Raw genomic sequence first — 21,296 nt, 5'->3', positions numbered from 1 at the left:
TGATGGTGCTTCGCTTTAATATCGAGAACGAACCGAACCTTCCGGACGGCGGACCTGTGTCGTTTACGGTCACCGGCAGGCGCTCGGTCGATATTGGCCGGGATCGTCACCTCGACTGGACGCTGCCGGATCCGGCGCGGACGATTTCCGGAAAGCACTGCGAAGTGCACTTTCGCGACGGCGGCTATTGGCTGCACGACGTCTCGACCAACGGCACCTTTCTCAATGGTGCCGACCAGCGCATGCGGGGGCCGCACCGCTTGCGCGATGGCGACCGACTGACGATCGGCCACTACGTCATCGGAGTTTCGCTGGAGGATGAGGCTGGCGGGCGCAGCCCAAACCATGAGGCGCAACTGCACGAACCCTCGGTCCAGCAGCATGCCGATTACGGAGAGCTTTGGACGGCCGATCGTGACGTTCCGCCGCCGATCGATCCGAACCTGTTGAAGAAGCCACGCGAGGCTGCGCGGCCCGTTAATCCGGGGTTCCTGGATTGGGCGGCGAGCGTCCCGGCGCCGGGTGTAGACCCATTTCGACCGTCATCGCCGACGTCTCCGTACCAACCGTCCGTGCAGGACGACGACATGAACTGGGCAGCGGGTCCGGTCACCGCGCCGAAACCGCAAGTCGAGCGCCCCCCAGTCAAGCCGACCCCACGCCGGCCGTCGGTGTGGATCGATGATGAACCAGCCGGTGCACAGCCGCCGGCATCGCCATTGCACCAAGAGGTTGCGACGCCGCGCCAGACGCAAGCAGCAGGCGAGGGGCCTGTCACGTCCAAGCCAGTCGGCGGTACCGAGTTCGCGCGACTGGTGGCGCGCGCTGCAGGATTGCCGGACAATTTCTTTGCCAACAAGTCCGACGCCGAACTCGCCGAACAGCTTGGCATCATCTTGCGCATGACCGTGGATAATCTCATGGCGCTGCTGCAAGCGCGAACCCAAGCCAAACAGCTGACCCGCAGCACCAGCCAGACCACCGTCCAAGCCCTCGAAAATAATCCGCTGAAATTCTCGCCGACCGCGGAAGAGGCGATGCGCATTCTCTTTGGGCCGCCGACGCGTAGCTACCTCGACGCGCAGCGCGCCTTTGCACAGGGCTTCAGTGATCTCAAATCACATCAGTTGAAGACCTACATGGCGATGCAGCACGCTGTCCATGAGCTGATTGCGGACATAGATCCGACGCTGATGGCGCGCGAGCTCGAGCTTCAGCGTGGCGCAAGCTCCTGGCTCGGTACGAACAAGGGCAAACTCTGGGACGAGTTCTTGACGCGCTGGAAGGCGCATCTTGGCCGCGACAACAGCGCGCCGATCGAAACCTTCATGTTGCACTTCTCGGACTATTACGACCGCGGCGACAAGCCCGGTTCAAAGTAAGCTATCGGCGACCATGCGGTCGCCGACATTTTCTAAGTGGATGTAGGAATGTCTTGGTACAGCAAGGTTTTCTGGTCGGAAGGTCTGTTTCTGCGGCCGCATCATCTGCAGCAGAACGACCGCTACATCGAACACTTGCTGGAAAAGCGCGTTCGCTACACGACACCATACCCCTGGGGCTTTGCCCAGCTGGAGATCGATAAGGATCTTACCGAACAAAGCAAGTTCGCGGTGCGCAATGCGTCCGGCGTCATGCCGGACGGTACGCCGTTCGATATCCCTGCGGACAGCCCAATTCCCGAAGCGATCGATGTGCCGGAGACGGCCGCAGGCCAGATCGTCTGGCTGATGATGCCTGTCGCGGCACCAAACACCCGCGAGGTCGACGAGGACCGCACCGACAGCGCCAGTCGTTATGTTCGTACTTCGGAAACCTTCATTGACTCGACCTCGGCGCTACGCATCGAGGAAGAGATCGACATCGCTTATCCGCGCTTGTCGTTCGAACTGCGCAAGACCAGCAAGCCCGGATACATGGGCCTCGGCATCGCGCGCATTCTGGAAGTGCGCGACAAGAACATCCTGTTCGACGACAAGTTCGTGCCGCCGATGCTGGTCTGCGCAGCGCATCCGATCATCGATGGTTGGCTCAACCGCATCATCGGCTGGGTTGAGACCAAACTCGACGAGCTGGCGCGTTACGCGGTCGATCCGTCATCCGGCGGTGGGTTGCAGAGCGTCGACTATCTGGTCCTGCAAGTGCTGAACCGTACCATTCCCGTGCTGACTCATTTCCAACGCTCCGGCAGCGTGCACCCCGAGCGCCTGTACGAGGAATTGCTGAGGTTCGCGGGTGAACTTGCGACTTTTTCCACGGCGGAACGGCGGGCGCGCAACTATCCGGCGTACGATCACGACGATCTCGAGAACGTCTTCACACCATTGGTGAGCGACATCCAGGACTTCTTGAGCGCGCGGCTGGGCCGGCGGGCGATCCGTCTGGAGATCATCGAGCGCGCGCAGAATGCGTTCGTATCGCCGATCCGCGATCGAGCGCTGTTCCGAAATGCGACCCTGGTGCTGGAGGTTGCCGCACGGCGGCCGCTCGTGGAGATCCAGAACGATTTCCCGCACCTGTTCAAGGTCGGGCCGAACACCAAGATGAACGAGATCGTGCACGCAAACTTGCCGGGCCTGACCTTGGTGCATTTGCCGACGCCGCCGCCGCATATCCGGGCCATCACGGATCACGTCTATTTCTATCTCGACCGCAAGTCGCCGCTGTGGCCCGAGTTCAGCACGGCGGCCTCGATCGGAATGCACTTCTCCGGCGACTGGCCGGAGCTTGAGCTGTACCTTTGGGCTATCCTGGAAGACAGGCCATGAGCGACAGGGACAAGCCGGTCAATCCTTTCGGTCGGGGCGAACGGACGATCATCCGTCCCAACCCCGGCGGGAAGTTGCCGCCGACGCCGACCTCTCAGCCTCCGCCGGGCGAGGGGCCTGCAGCACGTCCGGCCTATTCGCCATCACCCGTACCTTCTCCCGGCGCGCCAGCGCCACCACCATCCTTTTCGCCCGTTCCACAGGGCCCGAACTACGCCTCCGCGCCGGCCAGCCATCCAGCCGAGGAATGGATCTCCACACCCGCGCAAGGCCAGGTGCCGCAACCCATGTTGCCGCCAGGGCCGCCGTTGCGCGTCGACGATCTCGTCGCGCCAAATGCCAATCCAGTGATGCGCGCTGCGGGCCCGTTGCTGCAGCTGCTTGGTCGGTTGCGGGTGGCGCTCATGCGCGCGTCATTCGCGAGCCTGATGGAGCAGGTCGCAGACGCTATCAAATTCTTTGAGAAGGACATCCGTTCAGCGGGCATTTCCGAGCATCAGGCCAACACAGCGAAATACATCCTGTGTGCCACTGCCGACGATATCGTGCAGCACATCCCAACCGAGGAGCGTCACGTCTGGACGCAATATTCGATGCTGAGCCGGTTCTTCGGCGAGCGTGTCGGCGGCGTCCGTTTCTTTGAGATCCTCGACCATTTGAAGGTTGATCCACTGGTCAACTATCCGGTCCTCGAACTTCAGCACGCCTGCCTTGCGCTTGGTTTTCAAGGCATTCACCGGACGTCAGGGGGCGGACTTGCAAACCTGCAGCTGATCCAGCGCAACCTCTATGAATTGCTGCGCCGGGTCCGGCCGAAGACGATGAGCGACCTGTCGCCCAACTGGCGCGGACAGGCGCTAGCGGGGCGCCGGCAGCGTCTGCGCGTTCCGGTCTGGCTCGTGGCGGCCGTCGTCGCCGCGCTGCTGACCGGGTCCTATTTCGTCCTGCGGACGCTCCTCGCTGGCCGGGCAGAGAACGCTGCCGAGGTGGCGCTCGCGCTCCATCCGGCCGGCCCGATCGAGCTCAAGCGCCAGGTCGTTGCACCACCGCCGCCGCCTCCGCCACCGCCGCCACCGGATCGCATCACCCAGTTGCAACGCATCCGCAACGCGCTCGCGAAGGAGAACACAGCCTGTGCCATGACCGCGGACCAGACCCCCAGTTTCATCGTGATCAGGGTCTGCGATCTGGCCTTGTTTGCATCGGGCCAGGCGACCATCCTCGACGGTTTCAAGCCGATCGCACTCCGCGTCGCGGCAACCCTCGACAAGGAGCCGGGACGGATCCGAGTCGTTGGCCATACCGACAGTTCGCCGATCCGCACAGTCCGCTTTCCGACAAATTTCGAGTTGTCGGTCGAGCGCGCCAAGGCGGTTGCCGCGGCACTGAAGCCTGGCTTGACCGATGGTTCGCGCGTCGACGTCGAGGGCAAAGGAGCAGATGCGCCAATCGCCAGCAACACGACACCCGAGGGACGCGCCAAGAACCGGCGCGTCGAGATCTTTATCGAACGCAGCGAATAGGCAGATTCCACCGGGTCAGGTGGTTTGCGACAGGTACGGTTAGATGCTTGCCAAGGACATTCTTCGCATCGTTCTCTACGGAGTCGGGCTCAGCTCGCTCGGAGCGGTGATCTATTTCGCCGGTCCCTTCATTGCGTTCGGCGATTGGCGGCCGCTGGAGAACCATATCGTCCGGCAGATCGCTATTCTGCTGCTCACCACGATCGTGGCAGGCATCGTTGGCCTCAATCTGTTCAAGCGGCGCAAGGGTGCCAAGGAGATTGCCGATGGCATCGCTGGTGCGGACCAGCCCGTCAGCGATGAACCGGTGCTCAAGGAGCGCATGAAGGATGCGCTCGCGACGCTGAAGACCGCCAGCGGCAACAAATCGGGCTTTCTCTACGATCTGCCGTGGTACGTCATCATCGGTCCGCCCGGCGCCGGCAAGACCACGGCGCTGGTCAATTCCGGGCTCAAATTTCCGCTCGCGCGCGGGGCGACGCCCGCGGCGATCGCGGGGGTCGGCGGTACCCGCTACTGCGATTGGTGGTTTACCGAGGAGGCGGTGCTGATCGATACCGCCGGCCGCTACACCACCCAGGACTCCAATAGCAAGGCGGACAAGGACAGCTGGCTGGCGTTCCTGGACATCCTGAAGAAAAGCCGGTCACGCCAGCCGATCAACGGCGTGCTTGTCGCCATCAGTATCGAAGACATTCTAACGCTGCCGAAGCAGGAGCTCGCACTTCACGCCGATGCCATCAGGATGCGCCTGCTCGAGCTGCATCAGAGGCTCAAGGTCAGCTTCCCGGTCTACGCGCTATTTACCAAGGCCGATCTCGTTGCCGGCTTCACCGAGTATTTCGCCTATCTCGGGGATGCCGGCCGCCGCCAGGTCTGGGGTGCCACGTTCCAGACCGCCGACAAGACCCAGAATCTGGTGGGGCAGATCCCGGTCGAGTTCGACCGTCTGCTGGAGCGCCTGAGCGAGGAGACGCTCGACCGTCTGCAGGACGAGCCGACGCCCCAGCACCGCGTGCAATTGTTCGGCTTTCCGGCACAGATGGCGCGGCTCAAGCCGCAGATCCACGATTTCCTCAACCTGATCTTCGAGCCGACGCGCTATCACGTGAACGCGAACCTGCGCGGGTTCTACTTTACCTCGGGTACGCAGCAGGGCACGCCGATCGACCAATTGATCGGATCGCTGGCGCGTACGTTCGGCGCTGAGGAGGTCGGTTCCGGATCCTATTCGGGCACGGGCAAGAGCTTTTTCCTCGCCGATCTGATTTCCAAAGTCATCATCGGCGAAGCCGACTGGGTCTCGACCGACCGTGCCGCGGTGCGCCGCGCGCTGATCCTGAAAACCGCGGCCCTGTCGTTGATCGGCCTGGTCTCGATCGGACTGATCGCAGCCTGGCTGACGAGCTACAAGCGGAACTCCGATTTGATTGAGCAAAGCCTGCAGGCCGATAGCGAGTATGCAGCCGCCGGCGCACCACTTATCAAACAGACGCTGATTGCTGATCATGATCTAGACAAGGTGCTGCCGCTACTCTACCGGCTGCGCAACGCCCCGGCCGGCTACGGATCGCGCGGCGAGTCGGTGCCTTTGTCGGCTCGCTACGGGCTCAGTCAGCACGCCCGGTTGCTGTCGCCCTCGAAGGCGGCCTATCATACGGCGCTTGAGCGCATGTTCCGGCCGCGCCTGCTGTATCGCCTGGAGGAGCAGCTCAATGCGCGCATAAACGAGCCTGCCTTCGTCTACGAGGCGCTCAAGGTCTATCTGATGGTCGGCGGCCTGCAGTCGCCGGACCGCGAGTTGATCCGCTCCTGGATGCAACGTGACTGGGCGGACAACCTCTATCCTGGCGCCACCAACGCGGAAGGGCGGCGTCTGCTCGACGAGAACCTCGTGGCAATGTTCGACCTCGAGACCGAACAGCAGCCGCTGGTCGAACTCGACGGCCGGTTGATCAAGCAGGCCCAGAGCTCCTTGGCGCGCCTGAGCGTGTCGCAACGTGCCTACGAGTTTTTGAAATCGGAGGCTCGCGCATCGACCGCTGGCGACTGGATCGCCAGCCGCCACGGCGGACCCGACATGGGTGTCGTGTTCGAAACCACGACGGGGCAGCCTTTGGACGCCGTGCGGGTACCCGAGTTCTTCACGTATAACGGCTTCCATCAGAAGTTCGTTGCCCGGCTGTCCGGATTGTCTGAGCGGATGAAGCGGGAGCGATGGGTTTTGGGGGATGCCGGCCAGCAGTCGGCCATCGACCAGCAGTACGATAATCTGGCCGGCGATCTGCTCAGCATCTATTCCAACGATTTCGTGACGACCTGGCGAACGGCGCTCGGGAGCCTGCGCCTGAAGAAGCTGCTCGCCGACAAGCCGAAATATGAGGTGCTGCGGGCGCTTTCGGCGCCGACCTCGCCGATGCGGCAAATTCTGGAATCGGTGCGCGACGAGACGTTGCTAACCAAGGAACGGGCGAAGCCGGCGAGCGCTTCGGCGCCAGCTGCCGCACCGGCGCCAGCACTCTTCACGAATGCCCAGGATGGACCGCCTGGCGCGACGATCGAGGCGCAGTTCAAACCTTACCACGCGGCGCTCGAAGGCGAGAGCACCCGCCGGCCGATCGACTCGACCGTCGCGAACCTGAACGACATCGCGCAGAACCTGACGCTGATCATCGAGAATCCCCAACTGACCGCACAGGCCACAGCTGCGCTTCAGACCCAGGTCGCAGCGCTCCGCAACAATGCCTCGCGCATGCCGCCGCCATTCTCCGACATGCTGCGAGCAGCAGCCGCGGAGTTCGAAGGCAGCATTGCGGCTTCAACCGCCGGGCAAATCCTTCAAACGTTGCGCGATCAGGTCACGCCGGTCTGCCAACAGACCGTGACCAACCGCTACCCGTTTATCCGCAGCAGCAGCCAGGAAGTCCCGCTGGCGGATTTTGCCAAATTGTTCAGTCCGAACGGCGTTATGGACAAGTTCTTCACCCAGTATCTGGCACCTTATGCCGACACGTCGCGATCGGACTGGGTTTGGCGAAAGGAGAGCCCCGTTGGTCGGTCGTTCTCGCCGGATACGCTCAAGCAATTCCAAAATGCGGCCTATATCCGCGACGCTTTCTTCCAGACCGGCGGCGGTGTGCCGGCGGTATCGTTCGCGATCCGGCCGCCTGGGGCAGCCGGGCCAGGCGTGACCGTCAAGACCGAGATCGGCGGCACCACAATTACAAGCCCAACCACACCTGGTCCAGCGACCTCATCCTTGTTCGGCGGTCCGCAACCTACGCCGCCGCCACAGCCACAGAGCAACTCGCCAACGACCGTCCTATGGCCGGGCCCCGCGCCGCGAACGGCAATTTCAGTCAGCAACGACACCGGCCCGCCATCCGTGCTTGAGCGCATTGGTCCCTGGTCGTTGTTTCGGATGCTGGAGGCGGGTTCGTTAGTGGTGAAAGCGGAAACGGCCAGCGCGACTTTCATCGTCGCCGGGCGCGAGCTCAGCTATCAAATTTCGACTGGATCGTTGCGCAACCCGCTGAACCTGTCAGTGCTGCGTGAGTTTCGTTGCCCGACCGGGATATGACCATGCGTTGCGGGTTATTCGGCAAAATCGGCGCGAAGCGCGATTTCATCGCGATCGCAACCCCGCGCAGCTTCCTGGAAGCCTGGGAGCCGTGGGTACAGGCTGCGCTGTCAGCAAGTCGCCACCAGCTTGGCCCAGGATGGCAGCAGGCCTTTCTGACCGCGCCGGTCTGGCGGTTTTGGCTCGGTGCCGCAATCTGCGGAACGACGGTGGCGGGGGCGATTATGCCCTCGCTCGACGGGGTGGGGCGATACTATCCCTTGACCCTGCATGCCGTGACCGGCGAGGCCGTCTCGCTGCCGCCGCCGAGCATTGATCCGCAGGACGAATGGTTCGGGCAAGTGGAGGCGTTCCTGCTTTCGACCCTGGATCGGGCCGCGACCTTCGAGCAGATCTCCGATGGATTGGACCGGCTTGCGATGCCACGATTGCAGGAGACCATCGCCAGCGGTCCGCCGATCACGTCGCTTGGTACTGCGGCAATGGGGAGGGCTTCGGCGGTCGACGCCTTCGCGGGGGCGTTTGCAGCACTTTGCGCCGCCAACCCACAGGTCTACGCCGCGGCTAGCTTCTGGTGGACCGCCGGAGGGGAAGGCTTTCCGCCAATGGCGCTGAGTTGCCGCGGATTACCAGATCCGTTTCACTACATTACGCTGCTGACCGGTGATCCCGGCCTCGCGGCATCCGGGAATGGATGACGCACGATGGCGCATACTCCATCCTTGTTCGATGTTGGTAGCGTTACCCATGCCGGAAGGGTGCGGGAGCGGAACGAGGATTCATGTTTGGTACGAACCGACGTTGGCCTGTGGGCCGTCGCCGACGGTATGGGTGGTCACGAGGCCGGCGATCTCGCCAGTCGCATTGTAGTGCAGTCGCTTGACGCGATCGGTACGCCAGAATCAGCCGCAGACCTGCTGGCGGAATGCGAGGAGCGGCTATTCAGCGCAAACCAGCAGATACTGGCGCTTAGTCATGAACGACAGGGTGCCACCGTCGGGACGACAGCGGCGGTTCTGCTCGTTCGCGATAGCTACTATGCCTGCATATGGGCGGGTGACAGCCGGGTTTACCTGATCAGTCGCGGCGCAATTAGCCAAGTGTCGCATGATCACAGCGAACTGGAGGAACTGATCGCCGAAGGTGCGCTGTCGCGCGACGACGTGAATGATTGGCCGAGCAATGCCATTACTCGCGCCGTCGGTGTCGCCGATGATCCGGAATTTGAGGTGGTAACAGGCCCGGCCGAGCCGGAGGATGTCTTCGTGATCTGCAGCGATGGCCTGACCAGGCACGTGCGGGACGACGAGATCCTGCAGCACGCGGCTACGCGACGCGCCCAGGCAGCTTGCGATGACATGCTCGCGCTGGCTCTTGATCGTGGCGGGCTTGACAACGTAACGATTGTGATCGTGCGACTGCTGACGCCGCGATCTCAGGAGGCGACAAGATCTCCGCTTAATCGCGAGCCGCAACCATGACCCCGAACGATCCGTTCCGACCGTCCTATCAGGGCGTGCCCCCCGGCACCCGTCTCAACGGTATCTACGAGATCGAAGCGGTGATCGGCGCGGGAGGCATGGGTGAGGTCTACAAATGCCGAGAGATCCAGACTGGATCGCCTGTTGCCGTGAAAATGCTATTGCCCGACATGGTCGATAACGAGGCGGCGCTCGCGCTGTTCCGTCGAGAGGCCGCGGCACTCCACAATCTTCCGCATGATGCGATCGTTCGCTACTTCCTGTTTACGGTGGAGCCGGTGCTGCAGCGACCGTATCTCGCGATGGAGTTCGTGAATGGCCGCTCGCTCTCGAACATGCTCGACGATGGACCGTTGACTTTCGAGGCGCTGATCCAGCTTATGCTGCGCGTCGCATCGGGACTGGAGGCTGCCCATGAGCACGGCATCATCCATCGCGACGTTTCTCCGGACAACATCATTGTTCCGCTCGACGACGTCAGGCGGGCTAAGATCATCGACTTCGGCATAGCCCGGTCGACCCAGATGGGTGACAAGACCATCATCGGCTCGGGCTTCGCTGGCAAGGACAACTACGCATCGCCGGAACAGGTAGGGTTGTACGGCAATGACGTGACCGCGAAATCCGATGTCTACAGCCTCGGTCTTGTGCTGTTTCACGCCCTGACCGGACAGAAGCTCGACATGGGTGGCAGCCAGTTTCAACTGGTGGAGAAGCGCCGGCGTGTACCCGACCTCGGTGCGGTGGATATGCGCATCCGGCCTTTGCTGGAGCGGATGCTGCAGCCTGATCCGGCATTGCGCCCGACCATGGGAGAGGTCGCCAGCTGGAAGCCGATCGGTTTGGTGCAGACGCCGGCCGCGCCGTTATATGGCTTCGATCCGCTGCGGCGGCCGGAAGGCGCGGCGCCGGTGCCGCAGGACAGGATGCCGTCGACCGCGCGGAGTCCGCGCGGCCGCTGGCTGGGGGCGGGCGTGGCGGCTCTGTTACTGCTGGTCGGCGGTGGTGGATATGCCTTCTACAAGCTGGTCTGGTCAGCGCCCGCAACCGCGGTCTTGCCGCCACCTCCAAAGCTCGCTGGAACAATGGCGCCGCCAAAGGTCGAGCCCGCTGGACCACAGCCCGGGCGCCAAGAGCCGGAGAAGTTGTCCGCGCAGCCGACGGCGACGCCGTCTCCGGCACTCGATGGGGCGGGGCGAGCTGAGCGCATCCGCAAATACGTGGCCCAATATTCTGGCGGTGACTGCTTCTTTGTCTTGCCGATTGCCGTGAGCCCAAATGCCGCTGTCATCGAAGGGTTCGGTGCCTCGACCGCCCCATTCGACACCTTCGACAAAGCGTTTCGGCGTGAGCAGGGTTTCGAGGCTTCGATCGGCGTCAGGCAAGTGACCCAGGCGCAATGCCCAGCCGTCAAGTTCTTGAGTCAGGTCGGGAGCGATCAGGCGCGAATGCCACGCATCACCCTGTCAGCGACAGAGCTGAAGGGTGGTGAAGCCCTCAATGGGACCATTGAGAACTTTGCCAACCGCGTGGTCGAGCTGCTCATGGTGTCGGATCGCGGCGAAGTCCAGAGCCTGTCTTATCTTCTGAAGCCGGGTATCGACGCGCTTTCGTTTACGCTCCCGACAGCGCGCGCGAGCGGTCCGCAATTGCTGTTGGTCGTGGCGGTTCCGCAGGTTCTGGACTCACTGCGCCAGCCGCGACCGATAGCTGCCGATACGTTCTTCCTCCAGGCGCTGAGCGAGGCTCAGCGCAACAAGGTGACTATCATCGCGGCCGCGCGCTACGTGCTGCTCACCAATTGACCGGCACGCTCAGAATGTTCCGATCACCAGGATTTTCAGGTCGGCATCCGGCTTGAAGTTGTTTGCCGTATATTCAAGCGTGTTTCCGGTAGCAGACGATGCCTTGAGCCGCCCAGGACAGAAGCTCACCAAGCGGTCGTTGCCGCCTGGGTCGATAGTCAGCTTGAACGACCGGATCGGCCCGGCCCAATTCGCGCCGGTCTTGAGCACGTATGATATGCGCCTCTCCTGCAGGTTCGCGCTGTTGGTCTGGTTACTGCCCGCGCGCTTGTCGAGCTCGGCGAGGAACGTATCCTGGACGCAGTATTCTTTCCGGTAACGGGCGACTTGCTGACCCAGCGCGCTGCTGCGGCGTAGGCTCGGGCGCAGGATGGTGTCAGGACTGGAGCCGACGCTCGGCCGGTACTGGTGTTCGACCGTGACGGTGCGCATGGGCGGAAACACCTGCTGGCGTACAGCCGAGGTCTTGATAACCCAGCCTGGCGCATACTGCTGGCGACCGTTGTCGCTCATTCCGGCAGGCATCATAAGTCCGTCGTCCACGAGCCGGGTCCGAGTCGCCACGGGCAGGTCGCTCACCCGGATCTCGCGGCCACCAATCGGCAGCAGCGGCAGCTTGAGTTCGCGGAGCAGGGCACTGACATCCCTGTTGCCAACCATGGCGCGCTGATCGACGGTCAGCGGCGCCGGGCTGCCGTCGACCCTGGTCTCGAAGTCGACGAAGTTGATCGGATCATTTGAAGGCAGTGCAATGTTCTCAGCCTCCGACAGGTCGATGTCGGGTAGCGGAAAGGCAACAGTAAGCGTGACCGGCTTGGCAGTGACGTTGGCGAATTGGTAGCGAACACTGATTCTGTCGAGCCCGATACTAAGGTTCTCGCTCTCCATGGCCACGTCATTGGTGCGTACGAACTGGAGCCCGCCGATCGACAATTCCGCAGCCGAGTCGTTGGCGCGTGCCGGCCAGCCCGTCGCAACCAGCAGCGCGACCGTCAAGGCCCGTATTCGGAACGACGGTCGGGTGCAGGCTCCGTTCGGCAAGCTAGTCTCCATGCGGCGTCGCAACATATGCTGGTTCCATCCGATGCGGGTCAATCGATCGGCTGATAAAGATCGCCCCACTCGGACTTCCAGACCCCGTCTGGATCGCACACCACCAGCGCCAGCTTTACGTCGTTTGCCAGCCGGATCGCGCCGCGAAAAGCATCCTGAGCCGGCAATTGCGCGCTGATCTGGTCGGTGGTCAGCCGTCCCCGGCTCGCGGCGGCCGGCAGCACGATTGATCCGCAGGCGCCGTCATTGTCGCGTTTCAGGAGCAGCGTGATCGCGTCGGGCTGAACGTCGCTCACCTTCTCAAATCTGTTCCGGGCCATGTTTTGCACCGCAAGCTGAAGGAAATTCGGACTATCACCGTCAAGTGATAGAATTGAACGTGATTGATATTGCTCACCACTAATTGACGCGCCGCATTAACGGCATCTCGGATTAGTCGATCCGACGCCGCGATCGGTTCGGGGTACATTGAGGCGAACATGCTTCGTCCAAATCGTTGGATCTGGGTCTTCATCGTTGGCGCTGGCATTTTCGGAACCAAGGCGCATGCCGACGATACTGTCGTCCGCAGCTTTGCCAGCGGTTTGGCTGCTTCCATGGTCGGCATCGTTCCGGCCAGCCAGGACGTGGAACTCGCGGGACCACAAGCACTCAGCGCCGACGGGCAGGGCAACCTGTTTGTGCTCGATCAGGTCAACGGTCGCATCCTGCAGTTTGACCCGAAACAGCCGAACTCAGATCCTGATGTCCTCAAGATGCCGAAGGACGTCCAGCCGACCGATCTCGTGGTCCACAACGACGACATCATGGTTTGGGACGGCGGCGTACGGACGCTGAAGGCGGCGCCAGGGCAGTCCACGCGCGGAATCGGTGGCGACGTGATCCAGCTTGAGGAAGTCTCGAACCGTGGCGCGGACGATCAACTCGCCGTCTCCGCTTTCGCCCAGATGGGATCGCAGGCGCCCGGCAGCGCGGCCGACTTGCTCGACCAGAATACCCGCGCGGCCATCGTCACGACGACGCGGCAGCCCGACCGGCAATATGTGGCTTCTCGAAGTAAGGGCTCGGTGATCGCCGATATCATTCCGGACAAGGGCAATGCCAGCGTAAGGGTCGAGATCCAGACCATGGTCACCAACGAGACGATCGCACAGCTAAGCCTGCGGGTGCGCAACCAGCTCGGAACGGTGGAGTTTCTTGAGATCGACAACGGCGACCGCTTCTACGTGCTTGCCGAGGACGTTCCGCCATCGGGAAAGAACGCCTCCACGTTCGTCGCACGCTATGCTGCGAACGGCCGTCTCGAAGGAATCTATGAGCTTCCTTTGGAAAATACGCCGCTGACCCGGCGGTTCGTAACGGTCTCGGGCGATGGCGATGTCTATTTCCTTCGGACCAAGCCGGACGGCATTGAAGTGGTTGGCGTCGGCTTCAGGCCTCTGACCAACGCTTCGATTATCGACGTGCGGCCGTCGCGAACGGCCGCCGCGCCGGCACAGCGATCCGACGTCAAATTTGACGCGTCGGCCGCCGTGAGACCGTCCAATCGCCAGCAGGCGATCGAGACCGCGTTTGCGTTCGAGGGCATCCAGTGGAAGCTGACACAGGCCAACTACGGCAGCGATCCCGACAGCCAATGCAGCGGCTTCAGCCGTGTTCGTCGGCCGTGGTATCTGCAGGGAAAAGTGAACCAGGAGGTGCGCGGCGTACCTTATTGCTGGGGCTGCCACGGATCGCTCGCGAACTTCCGTCAGCGGATCGAGAGCGGAACGCTGGCTGGCAATGTGTGCACTCGCAATGCGCCACGGCCGGATGTTGCTGGCGTCGACTGTTCGGCATTCGTCAGCGCCGCGTGGGGACTTTCCGTCCACTACACGACTGCCGCTATTCCTGCGATCGCAGCCCCCGTGGCAAATCCCTGGGACCTGAGGCCCGGCGATGCGCTGAACAAGCCGGGCTCGCACGTGATGTTGTTCCTGCGGTTCACGCCCGATCGCAAGGCCGAGGTGATGGAATCCTCGACCGGTGGCTGCAACGGCCGCGTCTGCCGCAACGTCTACCCGTTGGCGAGCCTGCTTTCGCGTGGCTACGTTCCGGTCCGCTTTCGGGCGTTCGCGGATGACCAGGCGACAGTCTCAGCGAGCGCCTATCAAGAGGCCGAACCGCAGGCGGGCCGCAAGACGGCAAGCAAAAGGCGCTGAACCCGGTGTGTCGCTGGCGCTACAGAATGGATATGAAGGATGTCGAGGTGGATCACGATGCGGATGCCTAGGGAACTTGATTGCGGGATCAAGCGGCTATGCGCCACCATCGGGCTCGCTGCGTTGATCGGGCTGATATCCCCGCACGCGCATGCGGCAGGCGGATTGTCGATCAGCAATCCGGACGGGGCGGCGGTGCGCGCGCTCGTGATCGGGATCGATGACTATCAGCACGTGCGGAAATTGAAGGGCGCGGTCGCCGACGCCACTGACATCGTGACCAGCTTGAAGAGCATGGGGGTTGGCGACGTCGTCGTACTGACGAACGCACAGGCCGACAGGGCAAGCGTCTTGCGCGAGATCGGTTCACTGGTGGAGCGGACCAAGAACAACGACCTCATCTTTCTGTCGATCGCAGGTCATGGAACCCAGGAGCCGGAGCGCGTCAAGGGCTCGGAGCCGGACGGGATGGAAAATGTGTTCCTGCTGCCAGGCTTTGAAACCACGCCAACCGGGTCCGTCGAACGTGTTCTGGGCAGTGAGTTCAACCATTTCATCCGGCAGTTCGAGCTTCGCGGAGCGAAGGTGATCTTCGTGGCTGATACCTGCCACGGCGGCGGTATGGTGCGCGATATCGATCCGCGTGCCGCTGAGATGAGCTTCCGGCAGGTCCCGCGTTACACGTTGCTGGTTGACGAACTGAAGCCGGTGTCGGACAGCAACGATCCGAAGTCAGAACTCGATCTTGACCACACGGCGTTCCTGGCTGCGGTGGACCGCTACACCAAAGCGCCGGAAGTCCGCATCCCTGGCATCGATGGCCTGCGCGGGGCTCTCAGCTATGCTGTCGCGCGGGCGGTGGAGGGGAGCGCGGACATCAATCACGATGGGAAGGTGACGCTCAAGGAGCTCTTCAGCAATGTTCGACAGGTGGTCTATCAGCTCTCGGACCAGCGCCAGAACATCGTGACCATATCATCGCCGCCTCAGACGCCGGATACCGACATCGCCTTCGAATTGACGCGCGGTGTCGTGCTGATTCAGGGGCCGGCCGCGAGAGCGGCCTCCGGCCCGGCCGGATCCGGGGCGCCCGTCGAGGGACAAGCGCCCGCGCCGCCGGCTGTCACGGCCAAGGCACCAAACATTCCCACCCTTTCCGCGGCAACGACCAAGGAACTTCCGACCGGCGACGCGCCGGCCCCCCTCCATCTCGCTGCGCCAATCCGGCTGGCGGCGCTCGACGGCAAGACGAACTATTTTGCCAGCGTGGTGCCAAAGGATGTTCCCGTGCAGGCTGTTCAACCGACGGACAATCCCGACCTGATCTGGGATCCCGTGTCGCACGACGTGATCGCGTGGGGCGACGTAGTCGCCTACGGGATCGACGTTGCCAGCCTGCCGACGGTCGTTGACCGGACAGCGGCAATTCGTGAACTGAAGCGCATTGCGACCCGGTCGCCGCAGATCATGCGCATCTGGCCGGACGATCGCCAACAGCGTGCTGGCCAGACTGTCGAAGTTGATCTGTCTGATGTGGGGTCAAGAGCGGTGTTGCTGTTCAATGTGTCTGGCGATGGCACCATCCAATTGTTGTATCCGGTGGGTTCCGATGCGGCACTGGCCCGATCGGCGAGTTTGCGCCTACCGCTCAGGGTCGGCGAGCCGTTCGGTGCGGAACAGATCGTTGCAGTGACCTCGCAGCAACGCATGGTCGATCTTGAGACAGTCCTGATGCAGCTCAACCGGCGCCGCGCTTCGGGGCAGGTGATCAAGAGCCTGGAGCGGTACTTGCCTGCGGACGCGCGGATCGCCTCGATCGGCTTCTTCAGTGCTCCCTGACTTTTAGGGAGAGCAGGCCATGCCGTCATCGCAGCCGATCCGCCGGGGGCGACCATGGCTCGCATTCCTGCTGCTGCTGGCGGGTAGCGGAGCTTCGTGCGCAGCACCGTTGCCGTCAGCATCGCTGAATGTCGGCACGACGTATGCACCCTGGCTTTGGCCCGTACAAGCGGCGCGCAGGCAGGCCAATACCGCGAGTGTGTCCCTTCAGATCCTGCCGGGTCAGACCGTCAACCTCGGCGGCAAGGTCACGTTCGGCGTCACCGCGAGGAAGCCGGGATATCTCATTCTCGTCGACGTCGACGCGGAAGGGCGGATGTCCCAGATCTTTCCGACTCCCGAGCTATTGGCGCAGTCGGACGGACGCGACATCAATCTCGTGAGGCCCGGCGTCGAATTTGTCGTTCCAACCCCGGCGGCTCGGCAGCGTGGTTTTGAATATGTCGTCTCACCGCCGACTGGGTCAGCAGTAATGATCGCCATCCTGAGCGAGCGGCGGGTGCAGTTGCTCGATTTGCCGGACTTGCCGCGCAAGCTACAAGATCAGGCCGAGGCGTTGAGCTATCTAACGGCTTGGACCAGTGAGCTGCGCGTGCCGGACAGCGGCAGCGGAAAGCTGGTGACGAATAATTGGTCGTTCGACGTCAAATCCTATTCCATCAAGTGAGCCCGGCAAGGCCAAGGCCTGTGAAGGCTAAAGCTTGCTCAGCCGGCTGAAGAAGCCGCCCCGGGCGATCATGTAATGAATGTCCTTTGGGAAGGGAAAAGCGCTGCGGACGTTGGAAATCGCGCCCTGAAGGAATTCCCCGTGCTGTGGCGCCGGCTTGTGGTGCAGACGCGGCTGGTCAGCGACCTGCGGTATCATGAAGCGATCCACGAAAGCCGGGTCGAGATCATTGACCCTGACCATCTGGCCAAATGCCGGGAACAGGTCGTAATGACCGACCCTTACGCTGAGGTTCTTGAGAGCAGGACGTTGTGGCTGCGCTTGATTTCCATCGGCCGTCGCCAGCCCGCGCCCGACCAGGTCCAGCTTCACCGATTGCGGGAGAGTTGATGGACCATACACGATCTCGAGCGCGCGGCCGCTCTGTCCAGACAGCCACTGGTACCAGAAGGTCGCATCGTCGGGCCGCGCATTGGCACCGTAGAGGCAGTCAAATCCCCAACAAGCCGTCAGCTTGCCCTGATATTTTCCAAGGCTCCCGACGAGATTCCGCATGCCGTTACCACCGCCGGAGTGGCATGCGATGATGAGCTTGCCGATCTGGAGCTGAGGAATGGACGTCGAGGAGAGACCCAGGAACCTGGCAAGAGCTCCAAGAATCTCCTCGAGATAGCGTTCGCCCCAGTTCGCGGTTGCCAGGTCAGACACGCTGTAGTTTCCGGCAAAGGTGTCGCCAACGGCATATTCGTAGCCCAGGAACGGCGCGATAAGCACCACGTCCTTGCCGGAATCCCGGACTTGTTCGCGCAGTCGCGCTGGATCGTTGTGGAACAGGAACTCATGGTTTTTGACGTAGAAGCCGTGAAGCCAGATCACGACATCGAACTTGGTGGCGGCTGTTGGGTGCTTTGGCGGAAGATAAACCGCCGTCGGCTTCATGCCGGGCGCCTGCCGCTTCGTGAAGAGCGTCACCCCTGGAAAGGCGTTGGCGTCCTTCTGCTCGAGCTCACACGCCACCACGCAGGTCGCTCCGCTTCGGCCAAGTCAGACACAGGGTCATCGACCGAGCCGAGGGTAGGCTCGGCAGCTCGGCACACTCGAGATAATCCGGCGTCCCGATAGCTTCCTGACGCCGCCGGCGTAGCGTTTCGCCGCGCTAGTTGCAGACCTCGGCATTGGGATTGGCGTAGGGGCCACCTCCGCCGCGATATTCGAGATGGCAGCCGCGCTTGACGGGGCGGCACAAGAGGTCATTGCAGTAGATCTGTCCGCCGGCGCCTGATGCGCTGCGCTTGGCACCATCCGCCTGCGGCTTCGGGCTCGCCTGTCGCGGCGGAACGTCCGCAGTCGGCTGCCGATTCTGGCGGGCCGAACGATCCGCGCGCGACGGACGGTCATCCGTATTGCTCTTGGCAACCGGCTTCTTCCCGCGCTGCTTCTCGCATTCATTGTCGTCGTTGAGGAACGAGCCCTCGGCACAGGTGATTTTGCTGCACTGGTCGCCGTCGGGCCTGTAGCCGCGATCGCAGATCAGCGGGCAGACCCGCGATGGCCTAAGCTTGATCGCGTCAAGAGCATCCAGACTTGCAAGCTTGACGTCCAGTTTGGTGCCTGCGTGCCGGTTGAAGAGAGCCAACGAGCGCTGTGAAGCCGCATTCCATTGGCCATCGACGGGGCCGGCGAAGCAGCCGACGCGGCTCAATTCGCCTTGTACGGACTTGGCGATATCGGCTCTTGCGATATCGGTCTGGCGCGGCTCGTCGCTCAGTGCCGCAAGCTTGGGCGTCTTGCTGTCCTCACCGGGCGCAGCGGCCGTAGGGCTATCCGCGACGGTACTCTCAACGGCCGGCTTATTCCCGGAGAGTGCAGCGACGATTGTAGATTCGGATGCAGTCCGTTTCCGTTCCGCCTCGGTGGCCTGCTCCTGCGCCGCTTGCTTCGTCCTCTCGGCGGCAATCCGGGCCTCTTCCGCAGCCTTCAGATCCGCGGCCGCCTTCTCCTGTTCGGCACGCTGGGCGCCCTGGGACATCAGGCGAGCTTGTTGCTGCTCGGCCTGCTGCGCTTTCGCCGTCGCCGCGACGCGTGCCTCTTCGGCCTCGAGCTGATTAAGCTGCAGCTTGGCCAGATTTGAGTAGTATCCGTCCGGATGCTGGGTCAGGAACGCGTTCAGAGCGGGCTTGTTGCGGAGCTGCAAGGCCAATTCGTAATCGCGACGAATTTCCGACTGGGGATTGGCTGCTTGTATCGGCTCCTCGGCCTTGGCAGCCGGAACAAGTGCAACGTCTTCGCCGCCCAGCGAGCCGTAGACATAGGGCTCCTGTCGGTTGCCCGTGGCTTGCAAGACATCGTCGCGGACGAAGCCGAAAGCCCTGCGCAAGTCGAGCCCCGGCTTTGCAATATACTTCACGAGGGCCGTCGCATACGGACTATTCTTGCTGTTGCCATCGAGTGCGGTTAGTCCGGCTTTCGCGGCAAACGCGATCAGTGTGTTGGAGACGGCAGGTTCGACCCTGGCCAGCCCGCGGCTGATTGATCGCGAGGCAACTGTACGCTTCATTGAGTCGGCAAACGGATTGTTGCGGCACGCGTCGACGATCACAACGCGCAGCTGCCTCGCAGGCTCGATCGCCAGCAGGACACGGTCGAGCGAGAATGCTTCGTCATAGATATCCGTGTCACGCTCGAGTCTGGCGTCTGTCGGGATCAGATAGTTCGTTCCGTCGATCTCGATACCGTGGCCAGCATAGTACACCAAGGCAATGTCGGCATTGCGGGCCTGATCGGCGAATTCTCTCAGGGCCCGCCGCATGTCGGTCGCGGCGAGGTTGAGCCTTGAGTCAACCACATCGAAACCTGCGCTCTTCAAGGTCGCGGCGATGGCCGCAGCGTCATTGGCCGGGTTTGGAAGCAGTGGGGCGTTTTGATAGCTGGAATTGCCGACCACCAAAGCCACGCGCTTTGTCGCCCAGGCTGGCTGAGAGGCCAGGAACAGCGAAGCGGCGAGAAGAAGACAAACCCGGAGGTGCCTGTACAATCTCATGGCGAACACCCAACTATGCCCGTAAAATGGTAACGTCGCGAGGACGGCCGCGTAAGAAACAATTCCTGAATTCGCACGCTACTGGCGGCTGCCTATCTGCATACAGTACCGATCTCGAGCCCGATCCATTCCTATGTGTTGTTTTGAAATGCGGAGGCGTTCAAAAGGTGCGGAGGATTATTGCGGCCGGGCGTTGTGCGCCGATTCATGTGGATGATGGGCGCTTGCCAATGTTGTGCTGTCGTGCGACCTCGGTATAAGATGTTGATATAAAACAGTTATTATACTCCTGCTGGCCTGCTCGCGGCAGCGCACCAGAAGGCTCTGGCGTGGTTCAAACGAAAGTTCCGCTGACGGCGATCGAGGGGACGTGAAGTCCAAGGACGGGCTCGCGGATCGACGGTCTCGGTCGCAGCTTGCATTCAGGTCAACAGCGCGGAGCAACGCCGTCAGTTCGGCTTCGGGCAGTGATGGACTTTGCCAAGAATTCGCGTCCATCGAGCTATGGCTTGGCGGCCACGAAGCCGTAGAAGTTCTCCAGGAGCTGATCCTCCGCGAGAGAGGACGTTCTTGTGGCCCTTGTACTCGTAATCTCCCCAAGTGAAGACCGTCATTTTCAAGTTCCCGCCGGAGCGCTCGATCTTCGAGCGCAGGACGATCCGATGACGAGCTTGAGCCTCATCGAGCCCGACGTCGCCTGATCCGACGCATCGAGCAAACTGGGCGTCGATAAGCAAACAGACGCGGTAGCCCGCGGCAAATAGCCGGCTCGCCCTGTCTATACGGCCGGTGCCCGACGGTGAAACACGAGATCGGCGTCTTCTTGGATGTCGGTGTAGCCGGCGCGGTGAATCTCCATCGGGGTCATGTCCCCCGGACATTGTTCCTTCGGTAGAGTCGAAATGAACCAGTCCTCCGAATTGCGGAGGACCGCGCGCGGAGATACGATCGCAAATTCCGAACTTCGGAGAAACTAATGCCTATTCCCTTGAGGATTTACATCACGCCACTTGCCGAGAGAGGGGTCGTTGAGTCCAGGCAATGGAGCAGCGACATGTCAATCGGCCTGCAAATTTGACCCCTCATCGGCGTCCAATTTTGACCCCTTAGCGCGGCGGGGTTTGGTGGTAGCGCTCGTCTCGTCGGAGCTGGTCGGGATAGCGGAGGCGAGACGAGCGCGGGTGGCGTGATCGTCGTCGCGGCTTTTGAACCGCCAGCTGTCGTTGCCGGTTTCGACAATGTCGCAGTGGTGGGTCAACCGATCGAGCAGCGCGGTGGTCATCTTGGCGTCGCCGAACACGCTTGGCCATTCGCCGAAGGCAAGATTGGTGGTCACGAT

15 protein-coding genes are annotated in these 21,296 nt (G+C 62.2%); 10 read left to right on the top strand and 5 right to left on the bottom strand.

From position 1 onward, the window contains the following. Nucleotides 1–2: 2 nt before the first annotated feature. The 7 genes from tagH to A3M7_RS0139055 all read left to right on the top strand — a co-directional run bounded on the left by tagH (nucleotide 3) and on the right by A3M7_RS0139055 (nucleotide 11,157). Nucleotides 3–1,382: a type VI secretion system-associated FHA domain protein TagH gene (tagH, locus tag A3M7_RS0139085; RefSeq protein WP_027548749.1), complete on the top strand. Its 1,380-nt coding sequence runs from the start codon at nucleotides 3–5 to the stop codon at nucleotides 1,380–1,382. A gap of 48 nt (nucleotides 1,383–1,430) precedes the next feature. Continuing rightward, nucleotides 1,431–2,768, top strand: a complete 1,338-nt coding sequence (tssK, locus tag A3M7_RS0139080) for a type VI secretion system baseplate subunit TssK (protein ID WP_027548748.1) — start codon at nucleotides 1,431–1,433, stop codon at nucleotides 2,766–2,768. A gap of 74 nt (nucleotides 2,769–2,842) precedes the next feature. Next, nucleotides 2,843–4,291: a type VI secretion system protein TssL, long form gene (gene tssL / locus A3M7_RS0139075; protein WP_256374925.1), complete on the top strand. Its 1,449-nt coding sequence runs from the start codon at nucleotides 2,843–2,845 to the stop codon at nucleotides 4,289–4,291. A 43-nt stretch (nucleotides 4,292–4,334) separates the two neighbouring features. Further along, the gene (tssM, locus tag A3M7_RS0139070) at nucleotides 4,335–7,871 is read left to right on the top strand and encodes a type VI secretion system membrane subunit TssM (RefSeq protein ID WP_027548746.1); all 3,537 of its coding nucleotides are present in this window, start codon (nucleotides 4,335–4,337) and stop codon (nucleotides 7,869–7,871) included. Beyond that, nucleotides 7,868–8,569: a type VI secretion system-associated protein TagF gene (gene tagF / locus A3M7_RS0139065; protein WP_027548745.1), complete on the top strand. Its 702-nt coding sequence runs from the start codon at nucleotides 7,868–7,870 to the stop codon at nucleotides 8,567–8,569. Before tssM ends, tagF begins: the two co-directional genes overlap by 4 nt. A gap of 6 nt (nucleotides 8,570–8,575) precedes the next feature. Continuing rightward, a complete protein-coding gene (locus A3M7_RS0139060) occupies nucleotides 8,576–9,352 on the top strand; it encodes a PP2C family serine/threonine-protein phosphatase (RefSeq protein WP_027548744.1) in 777 nt (258 codons plus the stop codon). After that, entirely contained in the window at nucleotides 9,349–11,157 is a 1,809-nt protein-coding gene (locus A3M7_RS0139055; RefSeq protein ID WP_027548743.1) for a serine/threonine-protein kinase, read from the top strand. The genes A3M7_RS0139060 and A3M7_RS0139055 overlap by 4 nt, the downstream gene beginning before the upstream one ends. Before the next feature lie 9 nt (nucleotides 11,158–11,166). Here A3M7_RS0139055 and A3M7_RS0139050 read toward each other — a convergent pair whose 3' ends face one another. Together A3M7_RS0139050 and A3M7_RS0139045 are read right to left on the bottom strand one after the other, a co-directional pair. Next, nucleotides 11,167–12,225 (bottom strand): DUF4424 domain-containing protein, encoded by a 1,059-nt coding sequence (locus tag A3M7_RS0139050; RefSeq protein ID WP_371090254.1) that lies wholly within the window; start codon nucleotides 12,223–12,225, stop codon nucleotides 11,167–11,169. Nucleotides 12,226–12,248: 23 nt separating this feature from the next. Further along, entirely contained in the window at nucleotides 12,249–12,530 is a 282-nt protein-coding gene (locus tag A3M7_RS0139045; RefSeq protein ID WP_027548741.1) for a hypothetical protein, read from the bottom strand. A 159-nt stretch (nucleotides 12,531–12,689) separates the two neighbouring features. On the opposite strand from A3M7_RS0139045, the gene A3M7_RS0139040 reads away from it, so the two are divergent. The 3 genes from A3M7_RS0139040 to A3M7_RS0139030 are packed head-to-tail and all read left to right on the top strand — an operon-like array spanning nucleotide 12,690 to nucleotide 16,917. Next, entirely contained in the window at nucleotides 12,690–14,411 is a 1,722-nt protein-coding gene (locus A3M7_RS0139040; RefSeq protein WP_027548740.1) for a hypothetical protein, read from the top strand. Between the two features lie 39 nt (nucleotides 14,412–14,450). Continuing rightward, a complete protein-coding gene (locus A3M7_RS0139035; RefSeq protein ID WP_084302912.1) occupies nucleotides 14,451–16,250 on the top strand; it encodes a caspase family protein in 1,800 nt (599 codons plus the stop codon). A gap of 19 nt (nucleotides 16,251–16,269) precedes the next feature. Beyond that, nucleotides 16,270–16,917 carry a DUF4384 domain-containing protein gene (locus A3M7_RS0139030; RefSeq protein ID WP_027548738.1) on the top strand — a complete coding sequence of 216 codons (648 nt, stop codon included), beginning with the start codon at nucleotides 16,270–16,272 and terminating at the stop codon, nucleotides 16,915–16,917. A gap of 27 nt (nucleotides 16,918–16,944) precedes the next feature. Here A3M7_RS0139030 and A3M7_RS0139025 read toward each other — a convergent pair whose 3' ends face one another. The 3 genes from A3M7_RS0139025 to A3M7_RS0139015 form a co-directional block, all read right to left on the bottom strand. Then, the gene (locus tag A3M7_RS0139025) at nucleotides 16,945–17,937 is read right to left on the bottom strand and encodes a hypothetical protein (protein ID WP_027548737.1); all 993 of its coding nucleotides are present in this window, start codon (nucleotides 17,935–17,937) and stop codon (nucleotides 16,945–16,947) included. A gap of 136 nt (nucleotides 17,938–18,073) precedes the next feature. Further along, a complete protein-coding gene (locus A3M7_RS0139020; RefSeq protein WP_198033909.1) occupies nucleotides 18,074–19,861 on the bottom strand; it encodes a caspase family protein in 1,788 nt (595 codons plus the stop codon). Nucleotides 19,862–21,014: 1,153 nt separating this feature from the next. Next, nucleotides 21,015–21,296: ATP-binding protein (locus A3M7_RS0139015; protein ID WP_027546943.1), on the bottom strand; the 282-nt coding region annotated here is incomplete at its 5' end.

This window comes from Bradyrhizobium sp. WSM2254, from assembly GCF_000472645.1.
GTDB lineage: Bacteria > Pseudomonadota > Alphaproteobacteria > Rhizobiales > Xanthobacteraceae > Bradyrhizobium > Bradyrhizobium niftali.
This window is presented reverse-complemented; position numbering and strand designations above follow the sequence as displayed.